Genomic DNA, 16490 nt, shown 5'->3' with positions numbered 1-16490 from the left:
TCCTTGTGACTTTTCCCTGCGTACCGAATGCCGATCCGCCTTGGAACCCGCATGAATTCAAATTTCAGATCGGCACATCCTGTTGCGCCAAATGGCGGTTATACGGGCGCAATGAAATAAGCTGTTATGTCGCAGTAACTTACGGACCAGATTAAAAGAAATGTCTGATTTTGTCATTTTTTCGGGGACGGTTTCACGTGACATTGCCCCTGAATTGGTTTGATTATGGAACAATGAATCCAAAACGCATCAAATGGATGCGAATTCACAAGATCAATGCATCAGACCATAAGATGCAGCAAACGCGACCGGGACACCGAAAATACTTGAATGGGAACGACTTTCGGATCGGAATACAGTAAGTGACAGCGACAACCAAGATCGCAAACCCGCGTGACATTGCGCAAAACGCCATGGCGCTGATAAACGAGCTTAACCTGCAGCCGACACCTCAGGTTTATCACGTTTTTTACAGCTATTTGTCAGACGAGATTCCCGAACTCAGCCAGTTGGTAAAGGTCCTGATCCGCAATACGCAGGAACTGGACGAAGAAACCGTATACCGGATTTACCACAAATATCTGGGCACCCACGCGGTCGAACAGCATATCAACCAGGGGGTCGAAGGCCTTCAGGCAGCGGTTGAACGCGTCGAGGAAGCCGTGCATTCGGTCATGCGCGACACCGAACAGTTCTGTGGCGAATTCGATACCGCATCCCAACGGCTTCTGGCCGATGACATCACCCTTGAAGATGCCCGTTCGGTCAGCCGCCAGTTGTCGGGCACATCGAACAAGGCACGCGACTGTTACGGCACCTTCAATGGCAGCCTTGAAGAATATCACAAGGAAGTCCGCCGGGTCAGAACCGAACTGGAACTGGTGCGCCGTGACGCCCTGACCGATACGCTGACCGGCATTGCCAACCGCAAGAATTTTGACAGCTCGCTTCGCGAAGCCGTGACCTCAACCATGGAAACCGGTGCGCCCTTGACCTTGCTGATGATCGATATCGACCATTTCAAGGAATTCAACGACAATTTCGGGCACCGGGCCGGTGACGGGGTTCTCAAGGCGGTGTCGCGGGTACTGGTGCGTTCGACCAAAGGCGCAGATACAGTGGCGCGATATGGCGGCGAAGAATTCGCGGTCATCTTGCCCGATACAACGCGTGAAAACGCTGAAAAACTGGCAAACAAGCTGCGTGAAAACGTGTCAAACCAGCGGATTATAAACAAAAAAACAGGCAAAGATTTCGGTAAGTTAACCGTTTCTATTGGCTTGACGTCCTACCAACTAGGGGAGAATATACTTGAGTTTGTTGATCGCGCGGACAAGGCTCTTTATCTCGCAAAACAGGATGGTAGAAACACCTGTGTCCTGCAGTAGGTCATACGCATAAACAGGCACTAAACAAACGTTCCGGGTCATTAAATCTCTGACACAAGAGAAAACCGGGGCACATAATCAACAGGTAAAGACACCGAGCCAACACACGTGTCCTGACAGGCCAAAATCAGCAGGTTCGAGCCCTTATAATCGTCCCTGTTATGCACAACATACATGTGCAAAGGCTTTGCGGGGCGGAGCAACCATATGAAGACACCAAAGACCGAACGTAAGATCGAACTTGAACACAAGATTTTCAAAACGTTCGAAGAATGCCACTTTCAGAAGTCTGATATTTCAGACGAAGCTCTTTTTGTCCTTAAAATGGCAGAAGGATCTGTTGTGTCATTGCCGCTTAAGGCCATTTGCCGTGAATTCGATATTGATCCGGAATCCAAAGATGGCGATCTTATCAGCCTGATCGACAAGGCCCTGAATTTTATCAACGTGCTGCGCCCCGGCGACAATTTGCCGCTTGAGGTTCTGACCGGCGAAGCATCCTGGGAAGTCGACGAAGAACATCAGGCGATTGCCTATAACCGTATTACCATGCAGCTCGTCACCTGGATGTCCGGCAGTGAGGAACTCATTACCGACCCGGACGAATTGATGCAGATCGCCGAGGACCCCAACACCAAGAAAAAGATCAACCAGGCTTTTGACGAAGTTGCCGAAAAGCTTGGCCTTGGCAAGAACAACCGTGAGGAAGTCGTCAATCTGGTGCACCAGGTCGCAGACGAGCTGTCCTATATCGAAACGCTGCGCGTTAAATACCGCAAGATCCTGATGGTTGATCGCAAGTTGCAGGAACTGCGCCGTATCTATGCCCACGAAAAAGGCGTTCTTGAAACCGTCACCCAGGCCATCCGCCTGCTTGATGATGCCAAGAAAAAGTTCGAAACGACATTTGACGAACTTGATGCCAATACCGGGGAAATCATGTCGGTGCTGCGCAACTTCACATCCCAGCGCCAATATATCCGCAGCAAACGTGATGACCTGCACAAACGCCTGCGCGCCTGGCAACCCCTGATCGAGCTGTGGGAAGACCTTCAGCTTGAACGCGGTCCGGCGGCAGTAAGGCTTGTCAAGGAAACCTATCAGTTCCTTGCCCCGCGCTTCATGAAGGTCAAGGAATGGCTTCTGATGACCAAGGTGCAGGATGGCGTGGCCGAACAGCACAGCTTCAAGAACGAAGATGAACGCATGGGCGCGCTCAAGGGCAAGATGATGCAGTGGTAGCCCACCCCATCGGTTCGGATACACAAAAGGCGCGAAATCAAATTCGCGCCTTTTTTCCTGACTGCTGCCCAATGCGGCCAGATGCAGCCCGGTGCAGCCCGACCTTTGGCGAAACGGTCAGTCCCCTGCCATGGTGATTTTAAGGGCAACGTGATCATCAATCACGGTAATCGATTTGGCCGCATGTGCGGGTACCGGGACCTTGCGATCAATGCAATAGGCGATCATCGCGGCGGCAAGCTGGGCACCGGATGTCGGGATGACGGTTTTCTGCCCCTCGTCCGAGGTGATGGTCATGCGGGCGACGACTTCTTTTGATCGTTCGATTTCAAAACTGCTGATCTGGCCCGGCGGCAGCGACTTACCCGTGCGCCGACCATGCGCCACCAGCGCCTTGATCAGTTCGCCATCTTCAAAAACGATACAGCGTATCTCGCGCATGCCGCACATCCTGTAACAGTTGTTTGATTACATATGGTTACTGCAGAACCACAAAACAAACATTAACAGATACGATGCTGCGTCACGCACAGGGGCAAGCGCATTTGGCCCGCCCGTGATCGAAATCCGGCTTAGCTGCTGGCAAGCCAGATGCCGACACCGATCATCAGGGTTCCGGCCACCCGGTTCAGGACCCGTACATTGCCGCTTTTTTCAAGGAACCGGCGCAACGACCGGCCACCGGTCGCATACAGCGTCATGCAAATCAGTTCGGTCACCAGAATGATCGCCACCAGAACCGAAAGTTGCGGGGCGATGGCATGTTCAAGACTGATAAATGGCGGCAGCAATGAAATCATGAAGGCCCAGCCTTTGGGGTTGGCGATGGCGGTCACAAAGCCCTGCGCCATCAGGGCGGTTGCCTTTGCTGTCTTGACCCCGTCGACCTCGGCCGAGAGCGCCATGCGCCCGCGTGAACGCCACATCTGAATGCCCAGCCAGGCCAGATACGCACCGCCGACATATTTGAAAACCGCAAAGACGGCCGGGTACTGTAACATCACGGTCGCAACACCGAGCGCGGATGCCACCACCACAATCCCGACGCCAACAAGTTCGCCCGCCATCATCCAAAGGGTACGGCGCAGACCGATGGTCATGCCAAGCGTCAAGGCAAGGGTCATGCACATGCCCGGCGTAATCGACACAAAAAAGGCCGTCGGGATAAAGGCCCCGATCAAGGAGAGACTGACCATCAAAGGTTCCTGTGGCTTGGTGTGGTGCGCATTTCTGATCGCCATTTTTGGGGCATGGCAGGATCAGACAAAACCACTACCCGATAAGGCGATTTCCGACCAGCGTCTTTTTGGCATGGCTTCATTCCCGTCACAAAGCGCAATCAGGTTCGCTGAAATCATCACCGGAAAGCCTTTGGAACCGGGAAAATACAGCCTGCTTTTGCCCCCTGCTTTTTGCCGTCCCGCTAAATTCCACCCCAAAAAGAAGCCAAAAGGTACAAAAATTACTTGACCCCGGCGGGTCGTCCGACGAAATTGGGGACATCGCCAGCCAAGACTGGCACCCAAGCCAATTGATGAAGACCGATGACCGCAGACATTTGCAACATTGATGCATATGCCGATCGCGCCGAAGCCGATGCTTCGGGCGCCTTTGTGCTGTCTGCCCTAAACCTTCTACTCGGTCTTATTGGTCTTGCAGCCCTAGGCTCGCTACGACTTACGCGCCCCTGAGCGTAATATGACGGCCCGGATCACAGGACACATTGTCGATCCATTTGCCGCAGCTCAGGGGAATAAAGTCGCGCCAGACGGCCCGCACTCCTTCCAGACAGAATTTACATACCGGGCAAGGCCCGCTTGATCAGGAAACAATATTATGGCTAGTGCAAACGACAATCGCGTCATCATTTTCGACACCACCCTGCGTGACGGTGAACAGTCCCCGGGTGCGTCGATGACGCTTGATGAAAAGCTGCGCGTGGCGAATGCCTTGGCTGAGTTGAAGGTCGATGTGATCGAGGCCGGATTTGCCATCGCATCGAATGGTGACTTCCAGTCCGTCAACGAGATCGCCAAACAGGTCAAAGGCCCGACCATCTGTTCGCTGGCCCGTGCGGCCAAGGGCGACATTGAACGCGCTGCCGAGGCGCTGGAACCCGCAGAAAACAAACGTATCCACACGTTCATTTCCACCAGCCCGCTGCATATGAAATACAAATTGCAGATGGAACCGGAACGCGTTCTGGAAAAGGTCATCGAAAGCGTGACCCTGGCGCGCAAATTCACCGATGACGTCGAATGGTCGGCCGAGGACGGTTCGCGTACCGAACATGACTTCCTGTGCCGCTGTGTCGAAGCTGCGATCAATGCCGGTGCGACCACTATCAACATCCCGGACACGGTTGGTTACACCACCCCGACCGAATATGCCGATCTGATGACCATGCTGTTTAACCGGGTTCCGAATATCGACAAGGCGATCCTGTCGGTTCACTGCCACAACGATCTGGGTATGGCGGTTGCCAACTCGATCTCGGCGGTCAATGCCGGGGCTCGTCAGATCGAATGCACGATCAACGGTCTGGGTGAACGCGCAGGCAACGCCGCACTCGAAGAAATCGTTATGGCCATCAATACCCGTAACGATGCCTTCCCCTTCACCACCGGGATCGACAGCACCAAGATCATGAATGCATCGCGTCTGGTATCGGCAGTTTCCGGTTTCGTGGTTCAGCCGAACAAGGCAATCGTTGGTGCCAACGCCTTCGCCCATGAAAGCGGCATCCATCAGGATGGCTTCCTGAAGAATTCCGAAACCTATGAAATCATGAAGCCGGAATCGATCGGCCTGAACAAATCAAGCCTGGTCATGGGCAAGCATTCCGGTCGCCATGCCTTCCGTGAGAAGCTCAAGGAGCTGGGCTTTGCCGATTTGGGCGACAATGCCATCGAAGATGCCTTTGCCCGCTTCAAGGATCTGGCTGACAAGAAAAAAGAAGTCTATGACGACGATATCGTCGCACTGGTCGATGACGGCATGCGCGACAATGAACATATCAAATTCGTTGGCCTGACCGTGACCTGTGGCTCCAAAGGTCCGCAGACTGCGGAACTGGAACTGAATGTCGATGGTGAAATCCGCACGGCCAAAACCACCGGTGACGGCCCGATTGACGCGACCTTCAACGCGATCAAGGAAATCTATCCGCATGACTGGCGCCTGAAACTCTATCAGGTTCACGCCGTGACCGAAGGCACCGACGCCCAGGGCACCGTGACGGTTAAACTTGATGGCGAAGACCGCACTGTGGTTGGCAATGCATCCGATACCGATACGGTTGTTGCTTCCTGCATGGCCTATGTGACCGCTGTGAACAAACTGATCGAGAAAAGCAAGAAGACCGCCCCGGACGCCATGGCATCCTGATCGGCCTTATTGCCTGACAAGACATTGGGGGTGGCGTTTTCGCCGCCCCTTTTTCGTTGCCGCTCACGGGCGACGGGTTGTCCCGGTTCATCGCGGTTCGATATGTCTTGCGACATTGCATCCTGATCCGTTGGACCGGCATTGCCGCGGCCTGCTATTTTGCCTGCTGTTTCGCCAGCTGTTTTGCCCTCTGCCGCCATGTGATATCCTCGGCCCTGATCAGAAAGCCGGATCAGGTGATGGCATGTCGGGCACATTCAAACGATACGGGAACATCCTGTTACGGATCGCTGCTGTGATGGCGACCATGTCGGTCTGTGTCACCACCATCAGCCAGGCTTCAAGTGACACGACAAACCATCAGCCACACACCGTTTTGGTTCCTGCCCTGCCCTATCCGCAAAGCGGACTGCGCAAACGGTTATCCGATGCCGGGAAAACACTTCCCGCCATTGATAACAGCCTGCAGGCCGATATTCCGGGCATTTATTATCCCCCGCATCAGATCGGCACGGACATTCCCGGCGCAAACCGCCATCCTGCAATCGTAGCCCTTCCTGATTGCGATGATCACTTTCCCGAAGACTGGATCAATATCCTGCGCGATCTTGGCATCGGTGTTCTGGTGATATCACCAAACCGCGCCCATCCATCGCAGGCCTATTGCAGCGAAGGATCACTTGGAAATCCCAAACACGGTCTGACCTATTGGGCGTTTGATGGGCTAAGCGCGCTTGATTATCTTGCAAAGCAGCCTGACATCGACCCGGAACGGATTGCCATTTTCGGGTATGGCTATGGTGGCGGCGCGGCCCAACTGGCGATTTATCGTGATGGTCATGCCAAACATTTTTCCGCACGGTTTCGCGCCCTGATCGGGTTGCGCCCGCAATGCATGTCGGAAATGAACAATTTTGCGCCAAGTCTTCTGATCGCGCTGCGCGGTGATCCGTTCAACCCGCCTGCCTGGTGCCAATGGCGGATGGATCGCGACCTGACACCTGCGCGTGCATTGGTCCGTTTCGAGCTGATCGGAAATGGTGAAACAGTTGAAAAACAAGCGACTCGTAAAGTGGTCGCACCAGAAAAAAGCCCGGAGGTTGTCAGTATTGTGACAGAATTCCTGTCCCAATCCGGGGTAATCACCAAAAACAGAGAAAATTGAATTTATCCGCCAAGACCATATTCCTGATCATGTTTTTCCACCCTTATTTCAGGAAATTTACGCGCCTTAATTATTCCTCAATCCCCTGCGCAGATTATTCGTGCATCGGCTTGTTCCTTGCGCTATCAAAGCCGGTACATTCGCATTCAAGATTTTACTATTAACCGGGGCATAGGGCAGGAATGTTTTCCAAGCTTCTTGGGGTTTTATCCTCCGACATGGCGGTGGATTTGGGCACCGCGAACACACTGGTTTACGTTAAGGGGCGTGGCATCGTCCTCAACGAACCGTCCGTGGTGGCCATTACCGACGAAAAAGGCAAGAAACAGGTCCTTGCGGTTGGTGAAGAAGCCAAACAGATGCTCGGTCGTACCCCGGGGTACATTCAGGCGATCCGCCCGCTGCGTGACGGCGTTATTGCGGAATTCCATATCGCCGAAGAAATGATCAAGCACTTCATCCGCAAGGTTCACAACCGTCGCAACTTTGCCAGCCCGGAAGTCATCATTTGCGTACCGTCCGGGTCGACCGCAGTTGAACGCCGCGCCATTCAGGAAAGTGCTGAAAGTGCCGGCGCACGCAAGGTCTGGCTGATTGACGAACCGATGGCCGCTGCAATCGGTGCCGGTCTTCCGGTGACCGAGCCGACCGGCTCGATGGTTGTTGATATCGGCGGTGGCACCACCGAGGTTGCCGTTCTGTCGCTGGGCGGTATCGTCTATGCACGTTCGGTACGCGTTGGTGGCGACAAGATGGACGAAGCAATCATTGCTTACATCCGTCGCACCCATAACCTTCTGGTTGGCGAAAGCACTGCTGAGCGCATCAAGAAGGAAATCGGTTCGGCCTGTGCACCCGATGATGGTGATGGCGCAACGGTTGAAATCCGTGGCCGCGACCTGATGAACGGCGTTCCGAAAGAACTTCTGATTTCCGAACGCCAGATCGCAGAAAGCCTTGCAGAACCGGTTTCGGCCATTATCGAGGCTGTAAAGGTCGCACTTGAACAGACCCCGCCGGAACTGGCAGCAGATATCGTCGACAAGGGCATCGTCCTGACCGGCGGTGGCGCGATGCTTGGCAATCTTGATTATGTCCTGCGTCATGCAACCGGCCTTCCGGTTTCGATCGCGGACGATCCTCTTTCCTGTGTTGCACTGGGTACCGGTCGCGCACTCGAAGAGAAAAAGATGCTGCGCAACGTTCTGCACACAGCATACTAAAATTTTGGCCTGAAATATCATCACCGGGTCGTATCCGTACTGGACGCGACTCGGTGATTTCGTTATGGTTGAATATCCCGTTGGGGATACAAGACGAACTTTTGGGAAATCGCGGGGAATACATTGGCACAGCATGGCGGTCCGCAGCAGCGAATCTTTTCGCCGTTACGCACGGCGCTTCACCGCTTCGCTTTCATATTGCTGATATTCACAGCTTTCGGGCTGATGCTTCTGGGGAAGGCCGATACGGTTCTGATTGAACGTATCCGTGCGGCATCTGCCGATCTTGTATCTCCGGTCATGAATGTTGTTTCCCGCCCGGCGGCTAGCATCAATGAGCTGACCGACAAGATTTACAATCTGGCCCATCTTTACGAAGAAAACGAACGCCTGCGCCGTGAAAACCAGCAATTGCTGGCCTGGCAGCAAGCCGCCCGTAATCTTTCGCATGAAAATGTGCGCCTGCGTGAACTTGCACATTACACCAATCCGCCTGCCCTGCATCTTGTGACATCGCGTGTCATCGCCGACATGGGCGGGGCCTATGCCCATAGTGTGATGATTTCGGCCGGTTCGCGTGACGGTGTCGCCAAGGGACAGGCCGTTATTTCCGACGAAGGTCTGGTTGGACGCGTCGCAGAAGCCGGTTATCAGGCATCGCGCGTTCTTCTGATCACCGATATCAATTCGCGCGTGCCGGTCATTGTCGAAAATTCCCGTGACCGTGCGTTCCTGTCTGGTGACAACACCAACCGTCCGCTTCTGACCTTCCTGACCGCCGATGCGGCCGTTGCACCGGGTGATCGCATTCTGACATCAGGCCATGGCGGTGCATTCCCGCCGGGTATTCCGATCGGTGTCGTGTCATCGGTATCGGAAAATGCCGTTCGTGTCGCCCCGCTGTTCCGCCGTCATCAGCTTGAATATCTGCGTGTCGCCGATTACGGCCTGCAAGGTATCCTGAGCGAAAAGCGCATCCGCGACAGCCGGGCACCGGTAAATACCAATGCCACCCAACTGTCGCCCGAAATTCCGGCCGGGGTTGGCGTGGTTCCCGCAGCACCGGCTGAACCCGCCCCGTCCGCACAGAAACCGCCGGCAGGGGAACTTCCGTGAAGCCCGGCGTCTGGCAACGACTGGACGTCATCGCACGTGGTCTTTTTCCGGCATTCAGCGTTTTCGTCCTTCTGCTGATCAATCTTTTACCAATCAGTGTGCCGTTGCTGTCCACGGCATCACCGGCGCTTGCCCTTATGGCGGTGTTCTACTGGTCGGTGAACCGGCCCGATCTTTTGACAGCGGTGGCCGCCTTCCTGCTGGGCCTGCTTCAGGATCTTCTGATGGGGTTGCCGCTTGGCGTAAGCCCGCTGGTTTTGCTTCTGGTACAGACCGGCTCGGCAAGTCAGGGACGCTTTTTCCATAACAAGCCCTTCAGCGTCATGTGGTGGGGCTTTGCCTTGGTGGCGATCCCGGCCCTGCTGATCCAGTGGTTGCTGAGTTCCGCCCTGATTGGCGCATTGTTGCCGATCAAGGCAACCATGATCAGCTATGTGCTGACTGCCGTGCTGTTTCCGATTGTTGCCTGGGTTCTGGCGCGCGCGCAAAACAGCCTTCTGCGCTATGTTTAGGACATCGGGTGTCCTTCGAAATTCCGTGCAAAATTGATGTTTTGGCAACGGCTATCGGATATGCTTGAACAAGATGGTTTCCAAGCCCTTCCAACCGGGATAAAACGGGCAAAAATCAGCAGTTTCGCACTGCAACGGTTCGCCTAGAAAAGACAGGTATTCTTCGCCCATGTGGCATCGCGATTCAGACAGGTTCAGAATGTTCACCCGACGTGCCCTTATGCTGGGTGCTGGCAAGGGTGTTTTGCTGACGGGGCTGGCCGCAAGGATGTACTATCTTCAGGTCCTTGAAAGCGACCGCTACCGGACATTGGCTGATGAAAACCGCATTTCCCACCGGCTGTTGCCGCCGCCACGCGGGCTTGTGACCGACCGGTTCGGCGCTCCGCTTGCCGTGAACCGGCAGAACTATCACATCATGATCGTCCGCGAACAGACGCCTGATGTGCGCCGCACGCTTGAAATCCTTGATCAGATTATTGAACTTGGCCCCGATACCATCGAGCGGGTCGAACGTGATGTTTCGCGCCGCCGGTCCTTTGTGCCGGTGACTGTGCGCGACAATCTGACTTGGGATGAAGTTGCCCGTGTCGGTGTCAATGCGCCCGATCTTCCCGGACTGATCATTGATGCCGGGCGGTCACGCGACTATCCCGAAGGCCCGCATCTGGCCCACACCCTGGGCTATGTTGCTGCGGTTTCGGAAAAGGAACTTACCGGTGATCCGCTGCTTGAACTGCCGGGCTTTACCATTGGCAAAAGCGGCGTTGAAAAGGTCTATGACCTTGCCCTGCGCGGAACGGCGGGCACCAGTCAGGTCGAAGTCAACGCCCTTGGCCGTGTGATCCGCGAACTTGAACGCGAAGAAGGCGAAAGCGGCAATACGGTTGTCATGACGCTTGATCTTGAATTGCAGCGCTATGCCAATCAGCGCCTTTCGGATCAGGAAAGCGCATCGGCCGTTGTCATGGACATCCATAATGGCGAAGTCCTGGCCCTGGCATCACATCCAAGCTACGACCCGAATGCCTTTACCAACGGCATTTCCCACAAGCTTTGGAACAGTCTGGTCAACAATACCTATGCGCCGCTGTCGAACAAGGCAGTGAACGGGACCTATGCGCCCGGGTCGACTTTCAAGATGTGCGTCGCCCTTGCCGGGCTTGAGGCCGGGATCATCACGCCCAATCAGAAATTCTTCTGCAGCGGCCATCTTGATCTTGGCAATGCCCGGTTCCATTGCTGGAAACGTGGTGGTCATGGCTGGATGAACATGCATGACTCGCTCAAGCATTCCTGCGACGTCTATTATTATGAAATCTCGCAAAAGATCGGCATCGACCGGATCGCCGCCATGGCCCACAAGCTTGGCCTGGGCGAAGAAACCGGCATTGACCTTCCCAATGAACGCAGCGGCCTGATCCCGACCAAGGACTGGAAGGAAATCCAGCTTGGCAAACGCTGGCAGGGTGGTGAAACCCTGATTGCCTCGATCGGTCAGGGATATGTTCTGGCCACCCCGCTTCAGCTTTGCACCATGACTGCACGTCTGGCATCGGGCAAGGCCGTGCGACCGCACCTGACACGCGATCATGTAACACCCGAAGGTGTCACCAGCCGCGAAGCAGAAGAATTCCCCGACCTTCAGGTCAGCCGTGTCAATCTGGCGCGTATTCGCGACGGCATGAACGGTGTTACCAACGAATTGCGCGGCACTGGCCATGGCGCCCGGATCAAGATCAAGGGCATGGAAATGGCCGGCAAAAGTGGCACCAGCCAGGTGCGCCGTATCACCATGCGCGAACGCCAGACCACAGGCGTTCTGGGCAATGACGAATTGCCATGGAAATATCGCGACCACGCATTGTTTGTGGCCTTCGCCCCGGTCGACAATCCGCGCTACGCCTGTACGGTGGTGGTTGAACATGGCGGCGGTGGATCCAGTGTTGCTGGCCCGATTGTCCGCGACCTTCTTTTGAAGGCACAGGAACTGCAATCCGCCCGTCAGGGAATATCGGCTGCCAACTTGCCCAACAGCGCCCAGCTGCGCCCAAGACCAGCCCAGAACAACCGTAATGAGGGCTGATCCATGGCCATGAGCAAATATCGCATTGGTGAAGATCCGGACTATGTGCCGATCGGACGGCGACTGTTGCTGTTGAACTGGACACTGGTTCTGTTGATCGCGGCATTGTCGGGGATCGGCTTTGCCATGCTTTATTCCGCGGCCAATGGATCGTTCCAGCCATGGGCCGAACGCCAGATGATGCGTTTTGCAGTCGGATCGGCCTTGATGATCGTGATTGCGGTAACCGATATCCGTGTCTGGCTGAAACTGGCCTATTTTTCCTATTTCGTTGCGCTGGTTTTGCTGGTTGGCGTCGAAATCAAGGGTGATATCGGCATGGGTGCGCAACGCTGGATCAATCTTGGCTTCTTCCAGTTGCAACCATCGGAATTGATGAAGATCTCGCTGGTGCTGGCTTTGGCCCGGTATTTCCACGGTCTGACGGTCGAAGATTCCGGCCGGATTACCCTTTTGATCCCGCCACTTTTGATGGTGCTGGCCCCGGCGGCACTGGTGTTGCGCCAGCCTGACCTTGGAACGGCCCTGTTGCTGATTGCCGGGGGTGGTGTGATTTTCTGGCTGGCCGGTGTCCGGATGTGGAAATTTGCCCTTATTCTTGGCAGTGCGCTTGCCGCAATCCCGATTGGATGGCAGTTCCTGCGCGATTATCAGAAGAACCGCGTTCTGACGTTTCTTAATCCGGAAAATGATCCGCTGGGTGCGGGCTATCACATTACCCAGTCAAAGATTGCACTGGGGTCCGGCGGCCTGTTTGGCAAAGGCTTCATGCTGGGGTCGCAAAGCCACCTGAACTTCCTGCCTGAAAAGCAGACCGACTTTATCTTTACCATGCTGGGTGAGGAGTTCGGTCTTGTCGGTGGTCTGGCGCTGCTGGCTCTTTATGCGCTGGTCATTACCTATGGCTATGTGATTGCGCTGCGTTGTCGCAACCAGTTCGGACGTCTGGTTGCGATCGGGGTGACATCGACCTTCTTCCTGTATGTCTTCATCAATATCGCGATGGTGATGGGGCTGATCCCGGTGGTCGGCGTGCCATTGCCACTGGTGTCGTATGGTGGCACCGTGATGATGACCATTCTGGTCAGTTTCGGACTGTTGATGAGTGTTTCAATCCACCGCGACATTCGCATATCCCGTCAGGGGAATGACGACGGCCGGAACTAGGCCGCCCGTCAACTCCATCGACATTCTGCGATCAGGTTTCGGAAACCGACAGGTTTGAATGTTCGGGGATCTGTTTGAAATCGCAGGGTTCACAACGATTTCGGCCATTTTCCTTGGCATCATACAGCGCGCTATCCGCCAGCGAATACATCACCGCCGATATATCGCCGCTGTCCCAGCTTTTAAGCCCGTCGATATGCATGGTTGTTTCGTGATCAAGGTTGGCCATGCCGGCAGATGACGGAAGCCCCGCAATCCCGAAACTTGCCGTGAAGTGCAGATCATGGCCGCCAAAAGCAACAACAGCCTTTTCAAAGGCCCCGCGCAGACGTTCTGCCAGCTTCATCGCCCCTTCGATTTCTTCGCCGGGTAACAGAACGGCGAATTCTTCACCGCCCATTCGGGCCGGCAGATCAATGTCGCGCAGGTTTGACTGCATCACTTTGGCCAGTTCGACCAGAACCGCATCACCGGCCTGATGCCCGTGTGTGTCGTTAAAGGCCTTGAAGCGGTCAATATCGAGCATAATGATCGAAACCGGCGTGTCGCGGCGGCGCCAGACAGAAATCGCTTCTTCAAACCGCGCCAGATAGGACCGACGGTTTGGCAAACCGGTCAGCGGATCGGTCGAGGCCAGCACTTCGAGCTTTTTCATTGCCGCATTCAATTCTTCGGTTCGCGCAGCGACGCGGGCCTCAAGATTGACATTGGCATCAAGCAGTTCGTCGCGTGCCTTGCGCAGCTGGCCCAGTTGACCGCGGATCATGCCAAACAGACCGACCGTGACAGACCCCAGCAACTGGATTTCATCATCATGCCGGTGATATGGCGGCATCTCCATCGGCTTGGACTCATCGGTCGGGTCGGATTTGACCAGATAATTCCCAAGACGCACCAGCGGGCGCGAAAAGATATAATAGCTCATGCCCGCAAAAACGATGGCCATCAATACTGCCAGTATCATGGTCGCAAGGAATGACCAGGACAGACGTGAAAACAGGGCGGTGACAAAAACCTGCGGGCTGAATTCAATGATCATTTCGCCCATGACGGTGGCGGGTTCGACATCAGGGTCGCGCACAGGCACGCTGATGGTTTGCAAACCGCCAAACAGTTCTTCGGCCCAATGACTGCTCGGAATTTCCCCCGCCGCGCGGCGTCTTTCATAAAAAACATCACCGTCGGATGTCATCAATGTGACGCGCTGAATGGACCGCTGGCTCATCATGCCGCCAACCATCACATCGGCAAGGTCAAGGTCACGTTTCTGAAGTGCCTGCACAGCGACCGGCACGTTGGATGCGGTCACGCGCTGATTGCCCTGCTGATAGATCTCGGCAAGCCAGCGATAATCCTGATATCCGCGAAATGCAACGATCAGCAAACCAAGACCAACAGCAAGCAACAGGGAATATTTCAATTGCCGGGCGGCAATTGTACTTCCCAGTTTCAGGCTGGCCAGCGCATCGTTATCATCTTCGTCCGATTGCCTAGCCAAGCCTGCATTCCCTCACTTTTAAGTGGTCCTGATTTTTGGGCTTTCAGTTAATTATGTTCTTTGTCGTGCGACAAAAGCCCAAACCGATATTCTGCCCCCACGGGCGCGTTGACAAGACTAAACCGGGAAAAATCAACTTTATCCCAGTCCCGCGTGAACAATATGTCATTAAAGTCAGCCATATTTTCGCGCGTAACAGCTTCCATTCTAAACGTTATTTCGGGATGGTCTTTCAGAAATTCAACGCCATTAACATAATCATGCAACAAAACCATCACCCAGGCACCGGCAAAAAAATGCCCGCCATGGGTCAGCGTCATCTCGCCATCGGTTACGGCATCAAGTCCTTCTGTTGACCAGTTAAGGCCACCAACAAAAACATCCTTGCCCGGAACCCGACCAGCTTCTTTCAATGCGGCGATCGCGCCGAGGGCGATATTATCGTTTGCCGCCCATACCGCATCAATGCAGCCACCGCGCTTTATCCACGCCTCGGTCTGGCGGAATGCTTCGTCATATGACCAGTTCGCAACGATACGGCGCTGTTCGCGCAACACCGGATAGCGGCTAAGTGCGTGATCAAGCCCCTTAAGGCGTTGCAAGGATGCCGGGGTGTTGCGGTCTCCGGCAATTGACAACAGACACAGTGTCTGGGGCATCGCGTCCCCTTGTGCCAGGCGCGCGCCATCAATCAGCGACTGGGCAATATCATAGCCCGCGCGTTCGTTATCGGGGGTCAGCGTCAGGATCCAGTTTTTGATATCCTTGCGCGGGGTGCCATAGGTGTATTTCTGTTCCTGGGTAAGATCATTCAGCAGCATGATCACCGGAATGCCGCGCTTTTCGGCTTCGAGCACGATGCGCGTTCCTTGCTGATGTTCATTGACCGCGATGATGTAATCGGGGGGTGGTTGCATGGCAAAGGCCTGCTCGGCACTTTCGACCATCATTTTCCAGTCACGATCACTGTCAAAAACCGTCAGCTCATAGCCGAACTGATCGGCTGCGGCCTGCATGGTGTCGCGAACATCTTTCCAGAACCCGCGATCACCATAGCCCGGATTGATAAAGGCCACACGAATGTGGTCGGACTGATCCCCATTTTGTTGTGCGTTTGTTTTTAATGGCGCTGCCACAACACACAATAAACCGACCCCAAGCAGAGCCCAAAACAACCTATGCACTTCTCATTCCCCGAAGAAACGCTGCCACAGCCAAAACCGTATTTCAGCAATCCATACGATCGGATAGTGAATTTCGCTTCAAAGGTCAAATGATCTGCGCGAATTTAATTTAGAATACCTATAATATTATGATGACTGCCACATCTTCCTGATCTGGCAGTCCATCCAAGTTGTTGTTTGCGCATGACAAACCGTCAAAACGGTACTGTCGGCGGATAGATGAATAATCATCTTGTCCACCGCACGAAACAGGCTGAAACAGCCCGACAGTACGCGATTTTGACGTTAAAGGGCGGGACTCTTACGGGGAACCCGATTGTGCACGGCTAAGTGCACGGGCAAGTTCCTCGTTGGACATGTTGGCGCGATCTTCGATCCCTTGCTGCTGAGCAAGATGATAAAGATCATCCCTGCGCCATTTGTTGAAGTCCGGCTTTCTATAGGGACGAAACGTGGATGTTTCCCGTTCTGACTTCGAGAGTCTGTTAAAGCTCGCCACTCTTGCCTCCTTTATGGGACGGT

The 16490-nt window shown here is 54.6% G+C and carries 15 protein-coding genes; 10 read left to right on the top strand and 5 right to left on the bottom strand.

All coding sequences use genetic code 11. The features are described 5' to 3' along the window. Positions 1–362: 362 nt before the first annotated feature. Together M9H61_RS00390 and M9H61_RS00385 are read left to right on the top strand one after the other, a co-directional pair. Entirely contained in the window at positions 363–1388 is a 1026-nt protein-coding gene (locus M9H61_RS00390; RefSeq protein WP_068517110.1) for a GGDEF domain-containing protein, read from the top strand. A gap of 207 nt (positions 1389–1595) precedes the next feature. Continuing rightward, positions 1596–2630 carry a hypothetical protein gene (locus tag M9H61_RS00385; RefSeq protein ID WP_068517109.1) on the top strand — a complete coding sequence of 345 codons (1035 nt, stop codon included), beginning with the start codon at positions 1596–1598 and terminating at the stop codon, positions 2628–2630. 117 nt (positions 2631–2747) lie between these two features. On the opposite strand, the gene M9H61_RS00380 is transcribed toward M9H61_RS00385, so the two are convergent. Both M9H61_RS00380 and M9H61_RS00375 read right to left on the bottom strand, forming a co-directional pair. Then, the gene (locus M9H61_RS00380) at positions 2748–3071 is read right to left on the bottom strand and encodes a hypothetical protein (RefSeq protein ID WP_068517175.1); all 324 of its coding nucleotides are present in this window, start codon (positions 3069–3071) and stop codon (positions 2748–2750) included. A 131-nt stretch (positions 3072–3202) separates the two neighbouring features. Beyond that, the gene (locus tag M9H61_RS00375; protein ID WP_233433164.1) at positions 3203–3754 is read right to left on the bottom strand and encodes a LysE family translocator; all 552 of its coding nucleotides are present in this window, start codon (positions 3752–3754) and stop codon (positions 3203–3205) included. 4 nt (positions 3755–3758) lie between these two features. Here M9H61_RS00375 and M9H61_RS00370 point away from each other — a divergent pair, with 4 nt between their 5' ends. From M9H61_RS00370 to rodA, 8 genes are all read left to right on the top strand, one after another. Beyond that, complete coding sequence (locus tag M9H61_RS00370) at positions 3759–4100, top strand: hypothetical protein (RefSeq protein WP_250282773.1); 342 nt, start codon at positions 3759–3761, stop codon at positions 4098–4100. 366 nt (positions 4101–4466) lie between these two features. Next, a complete protein-coding gene (locus tag M9H61_RS00365) occupies positions 4467–6017 on the top strand; it encodes a 2-isopropylmalate synthase (protein WP_101247880.1) in 1551 nt (516 codons plus the stop codon). A gap of 244 nt (positions 6018–6261) precedes the next feature. Continuing rightward, complete coding sequence (locus tag M9H61_RS00360; RefSeq protein WP_250282771.1) at positions 6262–7182, top strand: S9 family peptidase; 921 nt, start codon at positions 6262–6264, stop codon at positions 7180–7182. Positions 7183–7364: 182 nt separating this feature from the next. Further along, positions 7365–8405, top strand: a complete 1041-nt coding sequence (locus M9H61_RS00355) for a rod shape-determining protein (protein WP_008892088.1) — start codon at positions 7365–7367, stop codon at positions 8403–8405. Positions 8406–8528: 123 nt separating this feature from the next. Next, positions 8529–9521 (top strand): rod shape-determining protein MreC, encoded by a 993-nt coding sequence (gene mreC / locus M9H61_RS00350; protein ID WP_206927223.1) that lies wholly within the window; start codon positions 8529–8531, stop codon positions 9519–9521. After that, positions 9518–10033: a rod shape-determining protein MreD gene (gene mreD / locus M9H61_RS00345; protein ID WP_068517105.1), complete on the top strand. Its 516-nt coding sequence runs from the start codon at positions 9518–9520 to the stop codon at positions 10031–10033. The genes mreC and mreD overlap by 4 nt, the downstream gene beginning before the upstream one ends. A gap of 199 nt (positions 10034–10232) precedes the next feature. Further along, positions 10233–12119, top strand: coding sequence for a penicillin-binding protein 2 (mrdA, locus tag M9H61_RS00340; protein ID WP_228195764.1), 1887 nt, complete (start codon positions 10233–10235; stop codon positions 12117–12119). A gap of 3 nt (positions 12120–12122) precedes the next feature. After that, positions 12123–13286, top strand: a complete 1164-nt coding sequence (rodA, locus tag M9H61_RS00335) for a rod shape-determining protein RodA (protein WP_068517103.1) — start codon at positions 12123–12125, stop codon at positions 13284–13286. A 31-nt stretch (positions 13287–13317) separates the two neighbouring features. Here rodA and M9H61_RS00330 read toward each other — a convergent pair whose 3' ends face one another. The 3 genes from M9H61_RS00330 to M9H61_RS00320 all read right to left on the bottom strand — a co-directional run bounded on the left by M9H61_RS00330 (position 13318) and on the right by M9H61_RS00320 (position 16467). After that, positions 13318–14784 carry a GGDEF domain-containing protein gene (locus M9H61_RS00330; RefSeq protein WP_250282768.1) on the bottom strand — a complete coding sequence of 489 codons (1467 nt, stop codon included), beginning with the start codon at positions 14782–14784 and terminating at the stop codon, positions 13318–13320. A 47-nt stretch (positions 14785–14831) separates the two neighbouring features. After that, a complete protein-coding gene (locus M9H61_RS00325; protein ID WP_231856641.1) occupies positions 14832–15920 on the bottom strand; it encodes an ABC transporter substrate-binding protein in 1089 nt (362 codons plus the stop codon). Between the two features lie 349 nt (positions 15921–16269). Then, positions 16270–16467, bottom strand: coding sequence for a hypothetical protein (locus tag M9H61_RS00320; RefSeq protein WP_082817667.1), 198 nt, complete (start codon positions 16465–16467; stop codon positions 16270–16272). Positions 16468–16490 lie beyond the last annotated feature (23 nt).

Origin of the sequence: Thalassospira sp. GO-4, assembly GCF_023588965.1 — a bacterium.
Classification (GTDB): domain Bacteria; phylum Pseudomonadota; class Alphaproteobacteria; order Rhodospirillales; family Thalassospiraceae; genus Thalassospira; species Thalassospira povalilytica.
The sequence above is the reverse complement of the archived record's forward strand: the minus strand, read 5'-3'. Positions and strand labels throughout refer to the sequence as shown.